At 70.4% G+C, this 16,943-nt stretch carries 19 protein-coding genes; 15 read left to right on the top strand and 4 right to left on the bottom strand.

Annotated features, from left to right (window positions below; all coding sequences use genetic code 11):
• The first annotated feature begins 8 nt into the window (after positions 1 to 8).
• From OG285_RS33620 to OG285_RS33650, 7 genes are read left to right on the top strand one after another with little or no spacing between them, the layout of a single operon-like run.
• Positions 9 to 569, top strand: coding sequence for a hypothetical protein (locus OG285_RS33620; protein WP_356835808.1), 561 nt, complete (start codon positions 9 to 11; stop codon positions 567 to 569).
• A complete protein-coding gene (locus tag OG285_RS33625) occupies positions 562 to 1,728 on the top strand; it encodes an SRPBCC family protein (RefSeq protein WP_371793197.1) in 1,167 nt (388 codons plus the stop codon). Before OG285_RS33620 ends, OG285_RS33625 begins: the two co-directional genes overlap by 8 nt.
• Before the next feature lie 34 nt (positions 1,729 to 1,762).
• The gene (locus OG285_RS33630) at positions 1,763 to 2,200 is read left to right on the top strand and encodes a gas vesicle protein (protein ID WP_371793198.1); all 438 of its coding nucleotides are present in this window, start codon (positions 1,763 to 1,765) and stop codon (positions 2,198 to 2,200) included.
• On the top strand, positions 2,197 to 3,000 hold the full coding sequence (locus tag OG285_RS33635) for a GvpL/GvpF family gas vesicle protein (RefSeq protein WP_371793199.1): 804 nt from the start codon (positions 2,197 to 2,199) through the stop codon (positions 2,998 to 3,000). The genes OG285_RS33630 and OG285_RS33635 overlap by 4 nt, the downstream gene beginning before the upstream one ends.
• Entirely contained in the window at positions 2,997 to 3,206 is a 210-nt protein-coding gene (locus tag OG285_RS33640; RefSeq protein ID WP_356835816.1) for a gas vesicle protein, read from the top strand. The genes OG285_RS33635 and OG285_RS33640 overlap by 4 nt, the downstream gene beginning before the upstream one ends.
• Before the next feature lie 8 nt (positions 3,207 to 3,214).
• The gene (locus OG285_RS33645; protein ID WP_356835818.1) at positions 3,215 to 3,628 is read left to right on the top strand and encodes a gas vesicle protein K; all 414 of its coding nucleotides are present in this window, start codon (positions 3,215 to 3,217) and stop codon (positions 3,626 to 3,628) included.
• A gap of 38 nt (positions 3,629 to 3,666) precedes the next feature.
• The gene (locus OG285_RS33650; RefSeq protein WP_371793200.1) at positions 3,667 to 4,071 is read left to right on the top strand and encodes a hypothetical protein; all 405 of its coding nucleotides are present in this window, start codon (positions 3,667 to 3,669) and stop codon (positions 4,069 to 4,071) included.
• 251 nt (positions 4,072 to 4,322) lie between these two features.
• Here the strand turns inward: OG285_RS33650 and OG285_RS33655 are convergent, their stop codons facing one another.
• Complete coding sequence (locus tag OG285_RS33655) at positions 4,323 to 4,673, bottom strand: DUF6479 family protein (protein WP_356835822.1); 351 nt, start codon at positions 4,671 to 4,673, stop codon at positions 4,323 to 4,325.
• Positions 4,674 to 5,487: 814 nt separating this feature from the next.
• Between OG285_RS33655 and OG285_RS33660 the strand changes: the two genes are divergently transcribed.
• Positions 5,488 to 6,129, top strand: coding sequence for a DUF998 domain-containing protein (locus tag OG285_RS33660; protein WP_371793666.1), 642 nt, complete (start codon positions 5,488 to 5,490; stop codon positions 6,127 to 6,129).
• Between the two features lie 21 nt (positions 6,130 to 6,150).
• Here the strand turns inward: OG285_RS33660 and OG285_RS33665 are convergent, their stop codons facing one another.
• Positions 6,151 to 6,858, bottom strand: coding sequence for a DUF2470 domain-containing protein (locus OG285_RS33665; protein ID WP_371793201.1), 708 nt, complete (start codon positions 6,856 to 6,858; stop codon positions 6,151 to 6,153).
• A 168-nt stretch (positions 6,859 to 7,026) separates the two neighbouring features.
• A complete protein-coding gene (locus OG285_RS33670) occupies positions 7,027 to 8,418 on the bottom strand; it encodes a mannosyltransferase family protein (RefSeq protein WP_371793202.1) in 1,392 nt (463 codons plus the stop codon).
• Positions 8,419 to 8,691: 273 nt separating this feature from the next.
• On the opposite strand from OG285_RS33670, the gene OG285_RS33675 reads away from it, so the two are divergent.
• Positions 8,692 to 9,402 (top strand): hypothetical protein, encoded by a 711-nt coding sequence (locus OG285_RS33675; protein WP_371793203.1) that lies wholly within the window; start codon positions 8,692 to 8,694, stop codon positions 9,400 to 9,402.
• Between the two features lie 96 nt (positions 9,403 to 9,498).
• Here the strand turns inward: OG285_RS33675 and OG285_RS33680 are convergent, their stop codons facing one another.
• Positions 9,499 to 9,711, bottom strand: coding sequence for a hypothetical protein (locus OG285_RS33680; protein WP_356835834.1), 213 nt, complete (start codon positions 9,709 to 9,711; stop codon positions 9,499 to 9,501).
• A 275-nt stretch (positions 9,712 to 9,986) separates the two neighbouring features.
• Between OG285_RS33680 and OG285_RS33685 the strand changes: the two genes are divergently transcribed.
• From OG285_RS33685 to OG285_RS33710, 6 genes are all read left to right on the top strand, one after another.
• Positions 9,987 to 10,541, top strand: a complete 555-nt coding sequence (locus tag OG285_RS33685; RefSeq protein WP_356835836.1) for a YceI family protein — start codon at positions 9,987 to 9,989, stop codon at positions 10,539 to 10,541.
• Between the two features lie 136 nt (positions 10,542 to 10,677).
• A complete protein-coding gene (locus OG285_RS33690; protein WP_371793204.1) occupies positions 10,678 to 11,808 on the top strand; it encodes a PP2C family protein-serine/threonine phosphatase in 1,131 nt (376 codons plus the stop codon).
• Positions 11,809 to 11,968: 160 nt separating this feature from the next.
• Positions 11,969 to 13,024, top strand: coding sequence for a chitinase (locus OG285_RS33695; RefSeq protein WP_356835840.1), 1,056 nt, complete (start codon positions 11,969 to 11,971; stop codon positions 13,022 to 13,024).
• Positions 13,025 to 13,237: 213 nt separating this feature from the next.
• A complete protein-coding gene (locus OG285_RS33700; RefSeq protein WP_371793205.1) occupies positions 13,238 to 13,807 on the top strand; it encodes a 2Fe-2S iron-sulfur cluster-binding protein in 570 nt (189 codons plus the stop codon).
• Positions 13,804 to 14,793 carry a xanthine dehydrogenase family protein subunit M gene (locus OG285_RS33705; RefSeq protein WP_371793206.1) on the top strand — a complete coding sequence of 330 codons (990 nt, stop codon included), beginning with the start codon at positions 13,804 to 13,806 and terminating at the stop codon, positions 14,791 to 14,793. The genes OG285_RS33700 and OG285_RS33705 overlap by 4 nt, the downstream gene beginning before the upstream one ends.
• A gap of 17 nt (positions 14,794 to 14,810) precedes the next feature.
• On the top strand, positions 14,811 to 16,919 hold the full coding sequence (locus tag OG285_RS33710; protein ID WP_371793207.1) for a xanthine dehydrogenase family protein molybdopterin-binding subunit: 2,109 nt from the start codon (positions 14,811 to 14,813) through the stop codon (positions 16,917 to 16,919).
• Positions 16,920 to 16,943 lie beyond the last annotated feature (24 nt).

Raw genomic sequence — 16,943 nt, forward strand, 5'->3', positions numbered from 1 at the left:
CACGAAAGATGACAGGCAACGGCAAGATAGGTGTCGCCCTGGTAGGTGGCTACCTGCTGGGACGCACCAAGAAGGCGAAACTGGCGATCGGCCTGGGCATGTTCCTGGCCGGTAAGAAGATGAGCCTGGATCCGGCGCAGCTGGGCAAGCTGGTGGCCAACTCCCCAGTGCTCGGCAGCCTCAACAGCCAGGTCCGCAAGGAGCTGGTCGAGGCGACGAAGTCGGCGGCCACCTCCGCTCTGACGAAGCGTGCGAGCGGTCTTGCGGACTCTCTTCACGAGCGGACGCTGGGACTCGGCGACTCGGCCGGTCGCGGAGGCGACGACGAAGAGCCCGAGGAGGACGACGACCGGGAGCAGGCCGCCGAGGACGAGCAGGACGAGCAGGATGAGCCGGCACCGCGTAAGCGGGCCGCCAAGTCCACGTCGGCCAAGACCTCCTCCACCGCACGGGGCAAGGCGTCGCAGGGTGCCCGCAAGACGTCGTCGACGGCACGCCGGGCTGCGTCCGGCACCCGCAAGCCGGCGTCGCGGACGCGCACCAAGAACGGGGGCGACCGCAGTGAGTGACTCCGCTTTCAGCAAGCTGAAGGACGAGGTGGCGCGGAATCCGGCCACCGACAGGCTCAAGGACGAACTGCAGAACTATCTGCACGCCCGGGCCGAGCACGCGGTCACCCAGCTCGGACACAAACTGGGCGAGGGCGTGAGCAAGCTGGGCGAGCCCGGCGAAGGCGGGCTGGCGGGCAGCCTGGCCAAGGGCGGACAAGCCCTCAAGGAGGGCAAGTCACCGGCTCAGGCCGCCCTGTCCGCGGGCACCGCCCACCTCAAGGACACGCTCAAGGAGAAGGTCAAGGGCATGTTCGGCAAGGGCCGCAAGAGCGGCGGCGGCAAGTCCAAGAGCGTGACGATCGTCGAGGACATCGATGTCGGCGTTCCCGTGCGCGAGGCGTACGACCAGTGGACGCAGTTCCAGGAATTCAGCACGTTCGCCAAGGGCGTCGTCAGCGTCGAGAAGGCCGATGACACCACCAGCAACTGGAAGGTGAAGGTCGCCAAGTCCACCCGCAGCTGGAAGGCGAACGTCACCGAACAGGTGCCGGACGAGCGGATCACCTGGACCACGGAGGGGGCGAAGGGCACCGTCAAGGGCGTCGTGACCTTCCACCCCATCACGAGCGACCTCACCCGTGTGCTGCTGGTACTCGAATACTTCCCCAAGGGGCTGTTCGAGAAGACCGGCAACATCTGGCGTGCTCAGGGTCGGCGCGCACGCCTGGACCTCAAGCTCTACCGCAAGTTCATCATGATGCGCGGCGAAGCCACTGACGGCTGGCGCGGTGAGATCCGGGACGGCGAGGTGGTCGTGGAGCACGACGACGCCGTGGAGGAGGAGCAGGCGCAGTCCGCGAAGGATACGCAGGATGCCGACCGGGCCGACCCGGCTGACGAGGACGGCGAGAGCGACGCGCTCGACGAGGACGAGGACGAGGGTGAGTACGCCGACGACGAGGAGCTCCCTGAGGAGGGTGAGCCCGGCGCCGAGTACGACGACGAGAGCCTCGATGAAGCCGATGAGGACGACGAGGCCCTCGACGGGGAAGCCGACGCGGAGGACGGCCCGGAAGCCGGGTCCGACCTGGCTGACGACGAAGAGGTCGAAGAGGACGAAGAAGAAGACCGGCCGGCCCGCCGCACCCGGCGCCGTACCGCCTCGGCCCGTTCCTGACATGAGCCGACATCACAGACAGGGCTGAATAAAGGTGTCCGATTCACTGGCCGGCCGTATGGGGTCCCCCTCCGGGGTGTCCCCGTACGGCCAGCAAGGTTCCTCTGCCAATCTGGCCGACATTCTCGAACGTGTCCTGGACAAGGGCATCGTCATCGCGGGCGATATCCAGATCAACCTGCTGGACATCGAGCTGTTGACGATCAAGCTCAGGCTCCTGGTCGCCTCCGTGGACAAGGCCAAGGAGATGGGCATCGACTGGTGGGAGCACGACCCCTCCCTGTCCTCTCGGGCTCGTTCACCCCAGCAGACCGAGAAGTCGCACACTCCCGCGACGAACGACCCACTGGCCCAGGAGAACGCCCGCCTCAAGGCCGAACTGGCCGAACTGAGGCAGGCCGCGGGTCTTCCCGCCGGGTCCGCGCAGGAGACGGAGAGGAGCGGGAACGTGGACGGGGAGGCCGAGCGATGAGTACCGGAATCTCCTATGTCTACGCCGTGAGCCGGTCCGGCACGCTCAGCGACGTGACCTCCGGCGGCGTACCGGGCCTGGACGGAGGCGCGCTGCGGACGGTGAGTGCCGACGGCCTTGAAGCCCTGGTTTCCTCCGTGCCGGAGGAGGCCTTCGGCACGGAGGGCATGCAGGCGCAGATGGAGGATCTGAAGCGGCTGGAGGAGATCGCCCGCGGCCACCACGCGGTGGTGGAAGCCGCCTACGGGGCCACGACGGTCCTCCCCCTGCGCCTGGCGACGGTCTATCTCAGCGACGCACGCGTGGCCGCCATGCTCGATGAACGGCGTGCGGAGTTCGACGAGTTGCTCTCCTGGCTCGAAGGCCATGTCGAACTCGGCGTCAAGGTGTACGCGGACCCGCACCGCCCGGCGGATGCTCAGCCTCCGAAGACGGAGAGCCCCGCCGCCCCCGCCAGTCCGGGGCGGGCCTATCTGCAGCGGCGCAAGGCGCAGCGCAGTCATCAGCAGGACGCCTACCGGATAGCGGGGGGCCTGGCGGCAGAAGTCCCCGGCCGCGTGGCCGCCGTGGCCCGCGCCAGGGTCGTGCACCGGCCGCAGCAGGGCGAACTGGCATCCTCACCGGGCGAGAACATCGCCAATGACGCCTACCTCGTCCCGGCAGCGCGGGTCGAGGAATTCCGGCGCACGCTGGACACACTGGCCGACGGCCTGTCCGGTGTACGGATCGAGATCACTGGGCCGTGGGCGCCCTACTCGTTCGCCACACCGCCGGCGGTGGCGCAGGGCGGCGCCCGGTGAGCGGTGGGCCGGACGGCGCCGGTACGGACATCGAGTCCCTGGCCGGACGGCAGGTCGCACTCATCGATCTGCTGGACCGCCTGCTCAATGGCGGGGCTGTCCTCACCGGCGATCTGGTCCTCTCCATCGCCGACGTCGACCTGGTGCACATCAACTTGCGTGCGGTCATCCGCTCGATCACTTCCGACGAACCGGCACCGTGGTGAGGAGCGTCATGACGGGCGAGAATTCCAGCAACCCTTCCGAGAAGGGCAATTTCGGCGATATCGCACAGGCGGCTGCGCGCGCCTTTGATCTCCTTCCGGCAGGACCGGATGAGGAACGCCATCACCGGGGCGCCGCACAGCGTCTGGAGACGGACCCGGAAACCGTGGAGCGCGATCTCATCAAACTGGTGCTCACCATTGTGGAGTTGTTGCGCCAGCTCATGGAACGCACCGCGCTGCACCGCGTGGACCAGGGTGACCTCAGTGAGGACCAGGAGGAGCGCATAGGGCTCACCCTGATGATTCTGCAGGACCGGATGACCGAACTCTGCGACCGGTACGGCCTCACCATGGACGATCTCAACCTGGATCTGGGCCCGTTGGGATCGTTGTTGCCTCATTCCGGCACCGGATCCGAGTAACTGTGTTTCACCATCGGGGAGTAGGCAACACGTTCGCTATGACTGACAACGAGAACACGGCCAAGCGCAGCAGCGGCACGACGGACAAGAAGGCCCAGGCGGCAGGTAGCCGAGCAGTGAAGAGTACGGCCGCCGTCTCGAAGGCGAAGTCTCCCGCCCGGACTGCTGAGAAGGCCACGGAGGCAGGTGCGGGAGCTGCACGCAAAACGACCGCACGGGCGGGTGAAACGGCGTCGCAGGCGTTGTCGAGCGGCCAGAAGGCAGTTGCTTCCACCGCTGCCAAGGTCTCGACCGCGGCGACCGTCATCAAGAACCGCAAGGCCATCGCCGCTGGAGCGGCCGCCGGAACGGTCGGCGTCGTCGGGGCGGCCTTCGCCCTGGGCCGCCACACGGCGAAGCCCCCGGTCGGCCTGCTCTCCCGGCTGACCCAGGGCCGCATCTGACGTCGCCCGGCACCCCGTACAGCCGGACAGAGAACAGAGATACAGAGATACAGAGAAGAGCCTGCGGGAGGTGGCCGGGGGATTTGCTCCCCGCCCACCTCCCGCAGGCTCATTGCTTGCTCACGGCCTGTCACGGCTGTGTCCGGCCCGCCGGCTGCGTTGCCGGCGGGCCGTCCTGTACGCCGGACTACCGACGGCAGAGGCAGAAGGAGTGCCCGGCCGGATGGCGAACGGAAATCCAATTCACGGGCTCAGCTGCCGAGGCCGCCACTGCCGAAACTGCTGCCATCGCCGTCGTCCTCCGCCGGCGGCTCCTGCGAAGGGCTGCGGTGCGTGCTGGAGTTCTTGAGTTCATGCGGCAACAGGCGTGAGTCACTGTGGGGCATTTCCTCCGGCTCCCGGTATTCCCGGATTTCGTGGACCGCGCCTTCCGGGGGAAGGTGCGGCTGCTCGTCCGGCCGGGGCGGCGGGAGTTCCCGGGCGCGGATCCGGCGCCCCCAGGCGAAAGCACCGATGAGTACGGCAACCACAATGATTCCGGTCAGGAGCATGAACATGGCCGTACCGGATGAGACAGCGAGCTGAGATGTCGAGGCTTCCATTCGATTTCCGTACCCGCACGCAAGGCTTCCATACCGGTTTATAAGGGACTCACCCCGCTGCGAGGGTGAGTGAACGCGGCTGCCCAGCGTGCCGTCGCCGGGGCGGCCCCGGCCGGTGCCGCCGCCCCTCAGGTTGCGCACCCGGCGGAGGGGTACCTGCGTGGCGTGCGCGCGCCTGCGGGCCGGCGTCGCACGGTGTCCGCTCACCCGCCCGCGAGAGGGCGGACGGCTCGACACGCGCCACCCGACTGGCACAGATCGTGCTGCTCGTGGTGATCGGTTGTGTGGTGGGAACCGCGGTGACGGCTACGAGTCCGTGCTCGCCGCGCTGGAGCGCGCCCTGTACCAGATGGCGTCGCTCACGCGAAGCCTCGACCAGTGGCAGGAGCCGGACAGCCCCCTTGAGTACACCCGCTTCCTGCACCGCTACGCGAGTCCGCCGGACGCGGTCGCCGCGCCCGCGCTCGCGCTCGCGTTGAGCACCCTGGACGAAACCACCCTGCCTCAGCAATCGCAGCGGCTCACCCGGCTCGCGGACGAAGCCGTGGGACACGGACGTGAGGTCGCGGACGCGGCGACGGCCGATCGCCTGCCGCTCGGCGACCCCCGGCAGCCCTACGGTGTTCTGGTCATCGAGGGGCGCCGCCTCGCCTTCGCTCGGACGGGAAATCGCGATGCCGGGAGCTGCGATGCTGCCCTGTGTCGTGATCTCGCCCCGGTGCCGGATCCGGCCGGTGGTCCGAGTGGCTCTTGCCGCCCGCCGTTCCCGTGTGGGATGCAGCGACCTCGGAGCAGGGCATCTTATGGTGATCCAATGCGACTTGTGCCCTGGTGGGCCTTGCTCTCGTCCGGGTGCGCCCCCGTGCTGCTCATCGGGGGCTGGAATCTCGCGGAGTGGATGCAGGGGCCCGGCTACGACCCCACGACGCGCACGATAAGTGTCCTGGCCGCGTACGGCATGCCCGGGTACGGCGTGATGACCGGGATGCTGCTCGTCCTCGGGGCCTGTTACATCGTCACCGCGTTCGGGCTGCGCGCCGCCACCCTCCTCGGCCGGGCCGCGCTCGCCGGGGGTGGGATCTCGGCGATGGTGCTGACGCTCGTACCCGCGCCGCCCAGTGGAGGTTCGTTCGGTCACGGGGCCGTGGTCACCGTGGGGTTCGGGCTGCTGGCCATCTGGCCGGTGCTGGCCGTCGACCGTGGCGCGCGAGCGCCGTGGGGACTGCGGCCTGCTCTGGCCCGCGGGGACGGAGGCGCGTCGTGGGGGCTGCGGCCGGACGTGGCGATCGCGGTCAGCGCCGCGATGTGTGCCTGCGCGGTCTGGTTCCTCGTCGGGCTCCAGCTCCAGGGCCTGCCTGGGGTCGCCGAACGTGTCCTGACCTTCGCGCAGGCACTGTGGCCCTTCCTGGTCGTCGTCTCCTGCTGGCCGCACCAGGTCGCAAGCGAACCGACGTAACCCAGCCCGCCCCGCCCGTCGTCAGGCGAGCAGTTGGTTGCGGTGGGAAGCGCGCCGGGCCGTGGCCAGCAGGGAGTGGATCTGGGGGCCGGCCTGATCGACCCGGGTCACGGGCTTCGCGAACGGCAGACGCACATCACGGTGAGTGCCGGGGTACTCCAGACGCAGGGTCAGGCCGTACCGGTCCATCGCCAGCGGGAGCACCCGCACCATGCCCTTGTCCGGCTGCGGCTGCACGAGGCGCAGGAGGAGGGGGACGAGTTCGCTGTGGCCGTCCACGAGGTGGGTCAGCATCGCCGCCTCGCTGGTGGCGATGGGATCCGGGTCCACCTCCTGCAGTGCCGCGTACGTGACGTACGCCCGGCCGTTGTGGTCGTCGAGGACGGCTTGGCCGAACTCCATGCAGGTGCTTGCCGTGGTCTCCATGCTGTACTCGGTCAACAGCAGGGCGGTCACCGTGACGCGGGCACGCATCCGGTTCCGTACGGGAGTGGGCGCGATGTCGGTGAGTTCCAGCCGGACCGGAGCGCGTGTTCCCGGATGGGCCGGGCGGACCTCGGGCGGTGCGTGCAGGTGGATGTGGCCCATCGCGCCCGTGCCGTCGAGACGGTGCACCTCAATGGGGTCGTGTCCGTCGCTCACCACCGTCATCGAGTGGGCTGCTGTCAGGATCGACAGCAGACGTTCGGCGGGCGTCGGCTGCGTGACGCGGGAGTTGAAAGGACGCATCCAAGTTCTCCAGAGGAGCGGGCGGGTAGGCCTCATTGCGATTACTTAGGTATGCCTAACCTAACCTATCGACCGGAGTTCGGGTAGCGCGGCGGCGTGCCGGGCCGGGAGCGCCGACGCGGCTCCCCGTGGCCGCCCCGCCGGGGGCCGCCCACTCACCCCGCCCACTCACCCCGCCCATCGCCCCGACAGGAACGTCAGCGCGACGGCGGTCGTGACAGGGGTGGCAAGACCGAGGCAGAGGGTTTTGAACCCCGGCCGGCGCAGGCTCCATCCCGCCAGGGTGATCCACAGCGGCCACCACAGGAGGGTGGAGCGGGGGATGGACATGTACCAGTACGAGGTGCCGAGCGCCCACAGGGTGAGGCCGATGTACAGGGCCTCGGCCCAGCGGCGCTGTCTGGCCAGGAGGGCGAGCAGGGCGAGTCCGGCGAGCATGGCCAGGAGTTCGGCCTGGAACATGACGGCGTAACCGGTGGTCTGGGCATGGCTGAAGGCGTTGTGCCAGGTGTTGGACCAGGCCTCCCAGGGGGTGTGGAACGTGCGGTTCCAGCCTTGTTCCTCGGCGTGTTTCCAGGCCATCCAGTCGCCGGTGTGGGCGTGCAGATATCCGCTGTAGAGGGCCAGGGGCACGGCGGGCAGGGCGAGCCAGGGGAGCCGGCGCCAGTGGCGGCCGGTGCGGGCGGTGAGGATGAAGTGCAGTGCGACGGCGGCTGCGAGGAAGAGGCCGTTCACGCGCACCGTGGTGGCCAGGGCGGTCAAGGTGGCGGCGAGCGGCCAGTTGCGCCGCTGGGCGGCGAGCCAGGCGGGCAGGGCGAGCGCGAGGAAGAGCGCCTCGGTGTAGCCGGCGGCCAGGAAGACCGCACACGGCGAGAGCAGCAGGAACATCACGGTGCGCCGGCCGGCCTCGTGGTCGGGCAGATGCAGCCGGGCGATCCGGGAGAGCGCCAGAACGGCAACGGCCCCGGCGGCGAAGGAGATCAGCAAGCCTGCCGCGGCCCAGCTCGGGACGGCGGTGTGGACCGCCCGCAGCACGAGCGGGAAGCCGGGCAGAAAGGCCTCCCTGTGGTCCAGGGTCCTGTGCAGGAACTCGCCCTGCCCCGGGAAGTAGCCGTCGCGGGCTATGTGCAGATAGTGGGTCCAGTCCCACTGCTGGAAGGGTGCCAGCACGGGACCCGCGTCGCGGGAGTTGCGGTCGGCGGGAAACAGCCACCGGGCGCAGTAGGCCGTGGCCCAGATGCCCATACGGGTCGTCAGATACAGCCAGAGCACCTCGCGGTCGGCAGGGCCGACCCTCAGCAGGAGCGAGCGCAGGGCGGCCGCCCGCGGACGGGGGCCGGGCTCGCCTCGGTGCCGCCGGCCTCCGCACCAGCCGCCGATCGGCCGGTTTCCGATCGCCCGGTCTCCGTACGGCCGGTCTCCGTACGGCTTGGTTCCGTCCGGTTCTGCTCCGTGCGGCCCGGCTCCGCTCCGCGCTGGGTGCGGCCGCCGGCCGGACGCGCCGGAGGGCCGCGCGGATATGGGGGTGTTCTCACGCGGCCCGGACGGCAAGAACGGCATGGGGATTCTCTCCTGGTGTGCGGGGGCGTCCCGGGACGACCGGTGGCGCCCGCGGTTCCTGCGTCTTTCGCTCTCCTTGGGAATACGCCCGGGACGGGTCATCCGGCTGACACGGATCACCGGGAAAGGGGCGTGATGATCGTCACGGAACCGGAGGCCCCGGCAACCCGTCCCGGGTGCCACGACCGCGCGTCGGATCGGCGGAGGGCCCAATCCGGCACCCCGTCAGCTCCGAATGTCTGCCGTCAGTTCGCAGACGCCGGAGGAACGCCGATGAGCACGCCCCACCCCACTGAGCTCTACGACTCCGAGGGCGATCCGGTCGGCCCGGCCGGTCCCGTTCATCCGGCCGAGTCCGCCCGGCGGGGGCTGGCGCGCCACATCGCGCGAGCAGCCTGCGCCGCCGCACGCGCCGCCGCCTACGGAGGAGTCCAGGCCCGGGACAGCGCCGGGCGGACGGCTGGGGGCGCCGCCGCGGAGACCGCGAGAAGCACCACGGCGGGTCAGGCGGCGCTGCTCGCCCGGGACACGGCGCAGCTGGCCCTCGGCACGGCTGTCAACAACACGTCGTCCCGGCGTGATGAGTTCGCGGCGACCGCCAAGGACGCGGCCCGGGCGGCCCAGGCCGCCGTGGACCGCGACCCCGAGGGGCTCCATCCGGTCGCGAACATCCTGGCGGACGGGTACGAGGCGCTGGCGGGCTCGGTGCTCGGCAGCCGCGGTGCACGGCCCCCGACCCGCGAGGAGGAGGCCGCCATCCAGCGCGGGGAGGGCGAGCCGTACGACGATGTCTTCGTCCACCCGCAGGACTCGGCCGCGTACACGGAGCAGACCCGGGTCCGCCAGCCGAAGGACGGACGGTCCTACTGCCCCCTGCCGTTCCTGCTCTCCGAGGACGCCAGGCGCGCGTCCCCGACAGGCGAACTCTTCGCACCCGGCGTCGGCCCGCACTGGCGGATCGCGTGGCGGCCGCTGTTCCCCTGAGCGCGTGGCGGGCGAGGGCTCAGGGCTCGCCCCGGTGGCCTGCCCGGAGCGCCACGGGGCCGGCGACGCCGCACCGGTGCTCCGGGAGGTGACAGGTCACGCCGCCGCGTACTGGTGGGCTCGCCCGCCCCGCCACTTCACCCACGCCTCGTCGTCCAGCAGGGTGTCCGCGTCCAGCAGTCCGGCCCGCCGCAGGAACTCGACGACGTCCGCGTCGTCGTGGGCCAGACCCGCGATCTCTCCTTGGATCGTCACCCGCCGTCCTCCGCTGGGGGAGGGCGGGTGCACCACTATCGGTGTGCTGTCCATGACCTCAGGGTGCGTCCGGCCGCCTGTTCCGGCACGCCGGGAGGGGGCGCGCTCCGGCGGGCCCGTAGCCCCGCCCGTGCCGGAAGAGCGCCGGGCCGGTGCGCGGACAGCGGGCCGTCACGCCCTTCCCACGGACCCGCCCGCAGCGGCTCCAGGGCTCCGCGCCCTTGGCCCATCAGGGTGACCGGGTGAGGCCCGGTGGCGCGGCCCGGCTCCCGTACTGCCCGGTCTGCCTAGCGTGAGGTGCCCGTCTTCCGCGACCCATGGAGTACGCCATGACGATGCCCGCCCTCGCCGACCTGACCGGTGCGTATGTGCTCGACCCGGCGCACACCCGGATCGGCTTCGTGGCCAGGCACGCGATGATCACGAAGGTCCGGGGCTCGTTCGGCGAGTTCGAGGGGACGCTTCAGCTGGACGGTGCCGACCCCGCCAACTCACGCGTCGCGGTCACCATCAAGACCGAGAGCATCGACACCGGCAACGAGCAGCGCGACGGACACCTGCGGACCAACGACTTTCTCGACGCACCGAGCTACCCGCAGATCACCTTCACCTCGACCGGGATCGAGCAGCTGGACGGCAGCCACTTCCGGCTGAACGGCGACCTGACGATCAAGGACACCAGCAAGCCGATCGGTATCGACTTCGAGCTCACCGGTACTGCCCAGGACCCGTTCGGCAACCAGCGGGTGGGTTTCGAGGGCGAGGTCGCGATCAGCCGCAAGGAGTACGGCATGACCTGGAACGCCACCCTCGAAGGGGGCGGTGTCCTCGTCGGCGACAAGGTGGTGCTGGAGTTCGACGTCTCGGCGATCAAGCAGAGCTGAGCGCCGGCCGTCTCCGGTACGGGCTGTCCGCGGCGCGGCCGTCCAGGTCGCCGGCAGGCTGGACCACCGGCCGGACCGAAGGCCCAGCCACCCGAAGCGCGGGCGCGGGCGTGGGCCGGGTGAGGTAGGCAGGAGTATGAGTTCGCTGCGCTTTCTGCACTCGCTCCAGGAGCCGCGAAGGCATCCGAAGGCGCTCATGGCGGCGCCGTTCGCTCTGATCGCCGCCGTCACGGTGGTGGACGTCCTCACCCCGCCGGCTGTGCATCTCGGACCCTTCCTGGTGGCGGCGCCGGCCATGACGGCGTCGTTCGCCGGTCCCCGCACCACCGCGTTCGTCGGTGCGGTCGCCCTCGCGGCTGATGCGTTCGTGGCCGGTTCGCGGGCGAGCGTCACCGACCTCAACCACACCTATCAGCTCGCCGCGCTCTTCCTGATCTCCGTCTTCGTCACCTTCTTCGCGTATCTGAGGGTGCGGCACGAAAGCGAGATGACCCACCTGCGCTGGGTGGCGCGCGCTGTGCAGCGCGTGGTGATGAGGCCGCTGCCGGAACGGAGCGGGCCGCTGCGGATCGCCTCGGTCTATCTGGCAGCGGAGGAGGAGGCGCAGCTCGGCGGCGATCTGTACGCGGTGACGCGCACGGCGGACGGGACCACCCGCGTGATCATCGGTGACGTACGCGGCAAGGGACTCGACGCCATGGGCGAGGCGGCCGGCGTCCTCGGAGCCTTCCGGGCACTGGCCCACCATGATCCCGGACTGTCCGAAGCGGTAGACCAGTTGGAGGCCGGTGTCGCGGCCGACCGGAGTGACACGGCCGGGGCGCAGGGGGCCCGTGAAGACAGCGGGGAGGCCTTCGTCACCGCCGCAGTGCTCGACATCCCCGACACCGACCCGCAACTTCAGCTGGTCAGCTGCGGTCATCCGCCGCCGCTGGTCGTGCGCGCCGGGCGGGTGCACACCCTGGAGGTACGGGAGCCCGCGCCGCCCCTGGGGCTCGGCCGCCTGATCAGCGGCAGCGTGTTCACCGCGGAGACGTTCGACTTCGGTGTCGGCGACATCCTGCTCCTGTACACCGACGGCGTCATCGAGGCCCGGGACGCCGGAGGCCGCTTCTATCCGCTGCCCGACCGGATCGCGTCGTGGGGCACCGGCGGCCCGGACGCGCTGCTCGAACGGCTCTGCGCCGACCTGTTGCGGCATGCCGGCGGCAGCCTGGGCGACGACGCGGCGATGGTCGCCATCGAGCGGCTGCCGACCGGCGGTTGAGCGGTCAGCCTGTCGCTGTCCCCGGCCTGCTCCTGCTTGGTCCAGACCTATTGACCGAAGGTCTGGACCACCTTAAATTGTCAGGTCCGTGACACCCGGTTATGTGACAGGACGTGACGCTCATGCTCCGTCGGTCCGCCGGGCCAGGAAGGGACACGACATGATCGGTCGGACGGTACGTCTTCTGGGGGTCGGTCTCGCGACGGCTGCTGTCGTGCAGATGCTGGTCGCTGCCGCCCCCGGCGGTGCGCGGGCCAGTGACACCTGCGCGGTCAAGTCGAAGCCCGCGGGCAAGGTGCTCCAGGGCTACTGGGAGAACTGGGACGGGGCAGCCAACGGTGTGCACCCGCCGCTCGGCTGGATCCCGATCACCGACCCCCGTATCCCCGCCCACGGATACAACGTGATCAACGCGGCCTTCCCGGTCATCCGCTCGGACGGCACCGCCCTCTGGGAGGACGGGATGGACTCGACGGTGAAGGTCCCGACCCCGGCCGAGATGTGCCAGGCCAAAGCCTCCGGCCTCACGACACTGATGTCCATCGGCGGCGCGACCGCGGGCATCGACCTCAGTTCCACCGCGGTCGCCGACCGGTTCGTGGACACCGTCGTGCCGATCCTGAAGCAGTACAACTTCGACGGCATCGACATCGACATCGAGACCGGACTCACCGGCAGCGGCAACATCAACCAGCTCTCCGCCTCCCAGTCCAACCTCATCCGCATCATCGACGGCGTGCTCGCCCGGATGCCGTCGAACTTCGGTCTGACGATGGCGCCCGAGACGGCGTACGTCACCGGGGGCAGTGTCACCTACGGCTCGATCTGGGGCGCGTATCTGCCCATCGTGAAGAAGTACGCGGACAACGGCCGGCTCTGGTGGCTGAACATGCAGTACTACAACGGCAGCATGTACGGCTGCTCCGGCGACTCGTACTCCGCTGGGACGGTCGCAGGCTTCACCGCGCAGACGGACTGCCTGAACAAGGGGCTCGTCGTCCAGGGCACCACGGTCAAGGTCCCCTACGACAAGCAGGTGCCGGGACTGCCCGCGCAGCCGGGTGCGGGCGGCGGGTACATGACGACCGGGCAGGTCGCGCAGGCGTGGAACACGTATGGCAACAGCCTCAAGGGCCTCATGACCTGGTCGCTCAACTGGGACGGCGCCAAGAACTGGACGTTCGGCGACAACGTCAAGTCCCTGCAAGCTCGTTGATGCCCGACGCCCCCATGACGGCCGGGGCACCCCCGGTACGGCCCGCCGGTGGCTGGGCCAGATGGCGGTGCCCCGGCCGGTGACGGCGCGCGTCCCGGTCGGACCGGTGCTCGAATGAGGCGTATCAGCCGCTCATGCCCCGCACGGCCTCCGCCCAGTGGCACGGGGTGGCCGTGTGGCATCAAGTGGGAGCAGAAAGGGTGTGAAGGACGGATGCAGTCGAGCACCGGAGGGACCGCGCCGCGAGTCCCGTCAGGCAAGGCGCCCGTGTGGTCGACCGTGACCCTGCGGGTCAACGGAACGTCCCACACCCTGGACCTGGACCACCGCACCACGGTCCTGGACGCCCTCCGCGAGAAGATCGGGCTCACGGGTGCGAAAAAAGGCTGCGACCACGGACAGTGCGGCGCGTGCACGGTCCTGGCCGACGGACGCCGGGTCAACAGCTGTCTCCTGCTGGCCGTCGCCCATCAGGACACCCGCATCACCACCATCGAGGGGCTCGGTGAGGCCGGCTCCCCGCACCCCGTGCAGGAAGCCTTCCTGGACCGGGACGGATTCCAGTGCGGATACTGCACTCCGGGGCAGATCTGCTCGGCGGTCGGCCTGCTGGCCGAAGCCGCCGCAGGGCACCCCTCCCACGCCACGGCTGCGGGCGCCCTCGCCGACGAGGGCCCTGCCGAACTCACCCCCGCCGAGATCCGTGAGCGTATGAGCGGCAATCTGTGCCGGTGCGGCGCCTACCCCCGCATCGTCGAAGCCGTCGGGGACGTGAGCGCGTGAAGTCGTTCGGGTACGTCAAGGCCCGTACCACCGAGGACGCCGTCCACAGCTTCGTCTCGCTGCCGGACGCCCGCTTCCTCGGCGGCGGCACCAACCTCGTCGACCTCATGAAACTCGGTGTCGAAGCCCCCGGCACCCTCATCGACGTCAGCGCACTGCCCCTCGACACCATCAGTGAACTGCCCGGCGGCGGGCTCCGCGTCGGGGCGACCGTACGCAACAGTGATCTCGCCGCCCACCCGGCCGTACGCCGGGGCTGGCCCGTGCTGTCCCAGGCTCTGCTGTCGGGCGCGTCGGGCCAGCTCCGCAATGTGGCCACCACCGGGGGCAACCTCCTTCAGCGCACACGCTGCCCGTACTTCCAGGACACCGGGCAGCCCTGCAACAAGCGCGAACCGGGCTCCGGCTGTGCGGCCGTCGAGGGGGTCAACCGGGACCACGCGGTCCTCGGCCACTCCGCGCACTGTGTGGCCACCCATCCCTCCGACATGGCGGTGGCCCTGGCGGCCCTCGACGCCGAAGTCGAACTCGTCGGCCCCGGTGGCCAACGGACCCTGCCCGTGGCCGACTTCCACCGGCTTCCCGGGGACCGCCCCGAGCAGGACACCGTCATCCGGCCGGGGGAGCTGATCACCTCGGTGCTGATTCCCGCGTCGTCCGCCGGCATGCCCTCCGCCTACCGCAAGGTGCGCGACCGCGCCTCCTACGCGTTCGCGCTCGTCTCCGTCGCGGCCGTCCTGGCAGTCGGTGACGACGGCCTGATCCGGTACGCGCGCCTCGGCTTCGGCGGTGTCGCGCACAAACCCTGGCGTGCGGTGGCCGCGGAGTCGCTCCTCATCGGAGGGCCGGCCGGGGAGGACACCTACCGGCGGGCGGTCGAGGCCGAGATGTCACATGCCGCACCGCTGTCCGGCAACGCGTTCAAGGTGAAGCTCGCCCGCGATCTGGCCGTCGACACCCTGGTCCGTCTCGCGGACCGCGGCTGAGGAAGAGAGCACCCCCTGTGAATCAGCAACCGCCCGCGACCGGTGCCCCCGTCCGCCGCCGGGAAGGACGGGCGAAGGTCACCGGCACGGCCTCCTATGCGGCCGAACACCGCACGTCCGGCCGCGTCCACGCCTGGCCGGTCCCCGCCGCGATCGCGTCCGGCCGGGTCAGAGCCGTACACACCGGGGAGGCGCTGGCGCTGCCCGGCACCATCGCCGTACTCACCGCGGACAACGCGCCCCGGCTGGGAGCCACCGACGACCCGACCCTCGGCGTCCTCCAGAACGACCGGGTTCCGCACCACGGCTGGCACGTCGCCCTCGCCGTGGCCGAGACCCTCGAAGCGGCCCGTGCCGCGGCCCAGGCCGTGCGGGTGGAGTACGAGAGCGACCCCCACGACTCGGTCCTGAACGCCGGCGACCCCGCGATCTACGCGCCGGAATCCGCCAACGGAGGCCACCCCGCCGACCGGGAACGCGGTGACTTCGCCGCCGCTCACGCCCGGGCGCCCGTCCGCGTCGATGTCTCGTACGCCGTGTCCCCGCTCCACAACCACCCGATGGAGCCCCATGCCAGCACCGCCGAGTGGACCGGCGGACATCTGACCGTGCACGACTCCAGCCAGGGTGCGACGGCGGTCCGACAGGCCCTCTCCACGCTCTTCGGAATGCCGGAGAGCGACATCACCGTCGTCTCCGAACACGTCGGCGGCGGATTCGGCTCCAAGGGCACCCCGCGCCCCCACGTGGTGCTCGCCGTCATGGCCGCCCTGCACACCGGCCGCCCCGTGACCCTCTCGCTCCCGCGGCGGCAGATGGCCGAGGCCGTCGGCCACCGTGCCCCCACGCTGCACCACGTCCGGCTGGGGGCGGGCGACGACGGTGTCATCACCGCTCTGGCGCACGAAGTGATCACCCACACTTCGCGGATCAAGGAATTCGTGGAGCAGGCCGCCGTCCCCGCACGGGTCATGTACCACTCGCCGCACAGCCTGACGACTCATCGCGTCGCGGCCCTGGACGTCCCCAGCCCCTCCTGGATGCGGGCCCCCGGCGAGGCTCCGGGGATGTACGCGCTGGAGTCCGCGATGGACGAACTCGCCGTCGCCACCGGCCTGGACCCGGTGGAACTGCGGCTGCGGAACGAACCGGACACCGAGCCGGACAGCGGGCTGCCGTTCAGCAGCCGCCATCTCACCGACTGCCTGAAGGAGGGAGCGCGGCGCTTCGGCTGGAGCGGCCGGGATCCGCGCCCCGGAGTCCGGCGCGAAGGCGGGCTCCTCGTCGGAACCGGTGTCGCCGCCGCGACCTACCCCGTTCTCGTCTCCCCGTCCGAGGCCACCGCCCACGCGGCTCCCGACGGCACCTTCCGGGTACGGATCAACGCCACCGACATCGGGACGGGAGCCCGTACGGTCCTCGCTCAGATCGCCGCCGATGTGCTGGACGTACCGCTGGACCGCGTGGCGGTCGACATCGGCAACAGCGATCTGCCCAGCGCCCCGCTCGCGGGCGGCTCCTCGGGCACCGCGTCCTGGGGCTGGGCGGTCCACGAGGCGTGCACCTCGCTCGGCGAGCTGCTCGTCGAACACGCCGGAGCACTCCCGCCCGAGGGCCTGCACACCGCCGCCGACACCAGTGGGCAGGCCGGAGAACCGGTGCCCTACGCCCGGCACGCCTTCGGGGCCCACTTCGCGGAGGTGGAGGTCGACAAGGTGACCGGTGAGGTCCGTGTCCGGCGGATGCTGGGCGTGTACGCGGCCGGACGCATCCTCAACTCCCGTACGGCGAGGGCACAGTTCATCGGCGGCATGGTGATGGGCATCGGGATGGCTCTCACCGAGGGCAGTACGGTCGACCCCGCCTCCGGTGCCTTCGTGGAGAGCGATCTGGCCTCGTACCACGTCCCGGTCTGCGCGGACGTCCGGAACATCGAGGCGCACTGGATCGACGAGGTGGACGAGCACCTCAACCCGATGGGCAGCAAGGGAATCGGCGAGATCGGCATCGTCGGTACGGCCGCCGCGATCGGCAACGCCTTCCACCATGCCACCGGTGTCCGGCTGCGCTCGCTTCCGCTCACGGTCGACAAGGTGCTGGAGGCGATGGACCGCCCCCAGGAGTGACGGGCTCGGTGCGGGCAGACGTCC

The organism is Streptomyces sp. NBC_01471 (assembly GCF_041438865.1).
GTDB lineage: Bacteria > Actinomycetota > Actinomycetes > Streptomycetales > Streptomycetaceae > Streptomyces.

Coding starts and splice junctions, on each gene's coding strand:
- OG285_RS33620 (WP_356835808.1), top strand. CDS start 9: ATGACAGGCAACGGCAAGATAGGTGTCGCCCTGGTAGGTGGCTACCTG.
- OG285_RS33635 (WP_371793199.1), top strand. CDS start 2,197: ATGAGTACCGGAATCTCCTATGTCTACGCCGTGAGCCGGTCCGGCACG.
- OG285_RS33645 (WP_356835818.1), top strand. CDS start 3,215: ATGACGGGCGAGAATTCCAGCAACCCTTCCGAGAAGGGCAATTTCGGC.
- OG285_RS33650 (WP_371793200.1), top strand. CDS start 3,667: ATGACTGACAACGAGAACACGGCCAAGCGCAGCAGCGGCACGACGGAC.
- OG285_RS33655 (WP_356835822.1), bottom strand. CDS start 4,673: ATGGAAGCCTCGACATCTCAGCTCGCTGTCTCATCCGGTACGGCCATG.
- OG285_RS33660 (WP_371793666.1), top strand. CDS start 5,488: ATGCGACTTGTGCCCTGGTGGGCCTTGCTCTCGTCCGGGTGCGCCCCC.
- OG285_RS33665 (WP_371793201.1), bottom strand. CDS start 6,858: ATGCGTCCTTTCAACTCCCGCGTCACGCAGCCGACGCCCGCCGAACGT.
- OG285_RS33670 (WP_371793202.1), bottom strand. CDS start 8,418: ATGCCGTTCTTGCCGTCCGGGCCGCGTGAGAACACCCCCATATCCGCG.
- OG285_RS33675 (WP_371793203.1), top strand. CDS start 8,692: ATGAGCACGCCCCACCCCACTGAGCTCTACGACTCCGAGGGCGATCCG.
- OG285_RS33680 (WP_356835834.1), bottom strand. CDS start 9,711: ATGGACAGCACACCGATAGTGGTGCACCCGCCCTCCCCCAGCGGAGGA.
- OG285_RS33685 (WP_356835836.1), top strand. CDS start 9,987: ATGACGATGCCCGCCCTCGCCGACCTGACCGGTGCGTATGTGCTCGAC.
- OG285_RS33690 (WP_371793204.1), top strand. CDS start 10,678: ATGAGTTCGCTGCGCTTTCTGCACTCGCTCCAGGAGCCGCGAAGGCAT.
- OG285_RS33695 (WP_356835840.1), top strand. CDS start 11,969: ATGATCGGTCGGACGGTACGTCTTCTGGGGGTCGGTCTCGCGACGGCT.
- OG285_RS33700 (WP_371793205.1), top strand. CDS start 13,238: ATGCAGTCGAGCACCGGAGGGACCGCGCCGCGAGTCCCGTCAGGCAAG.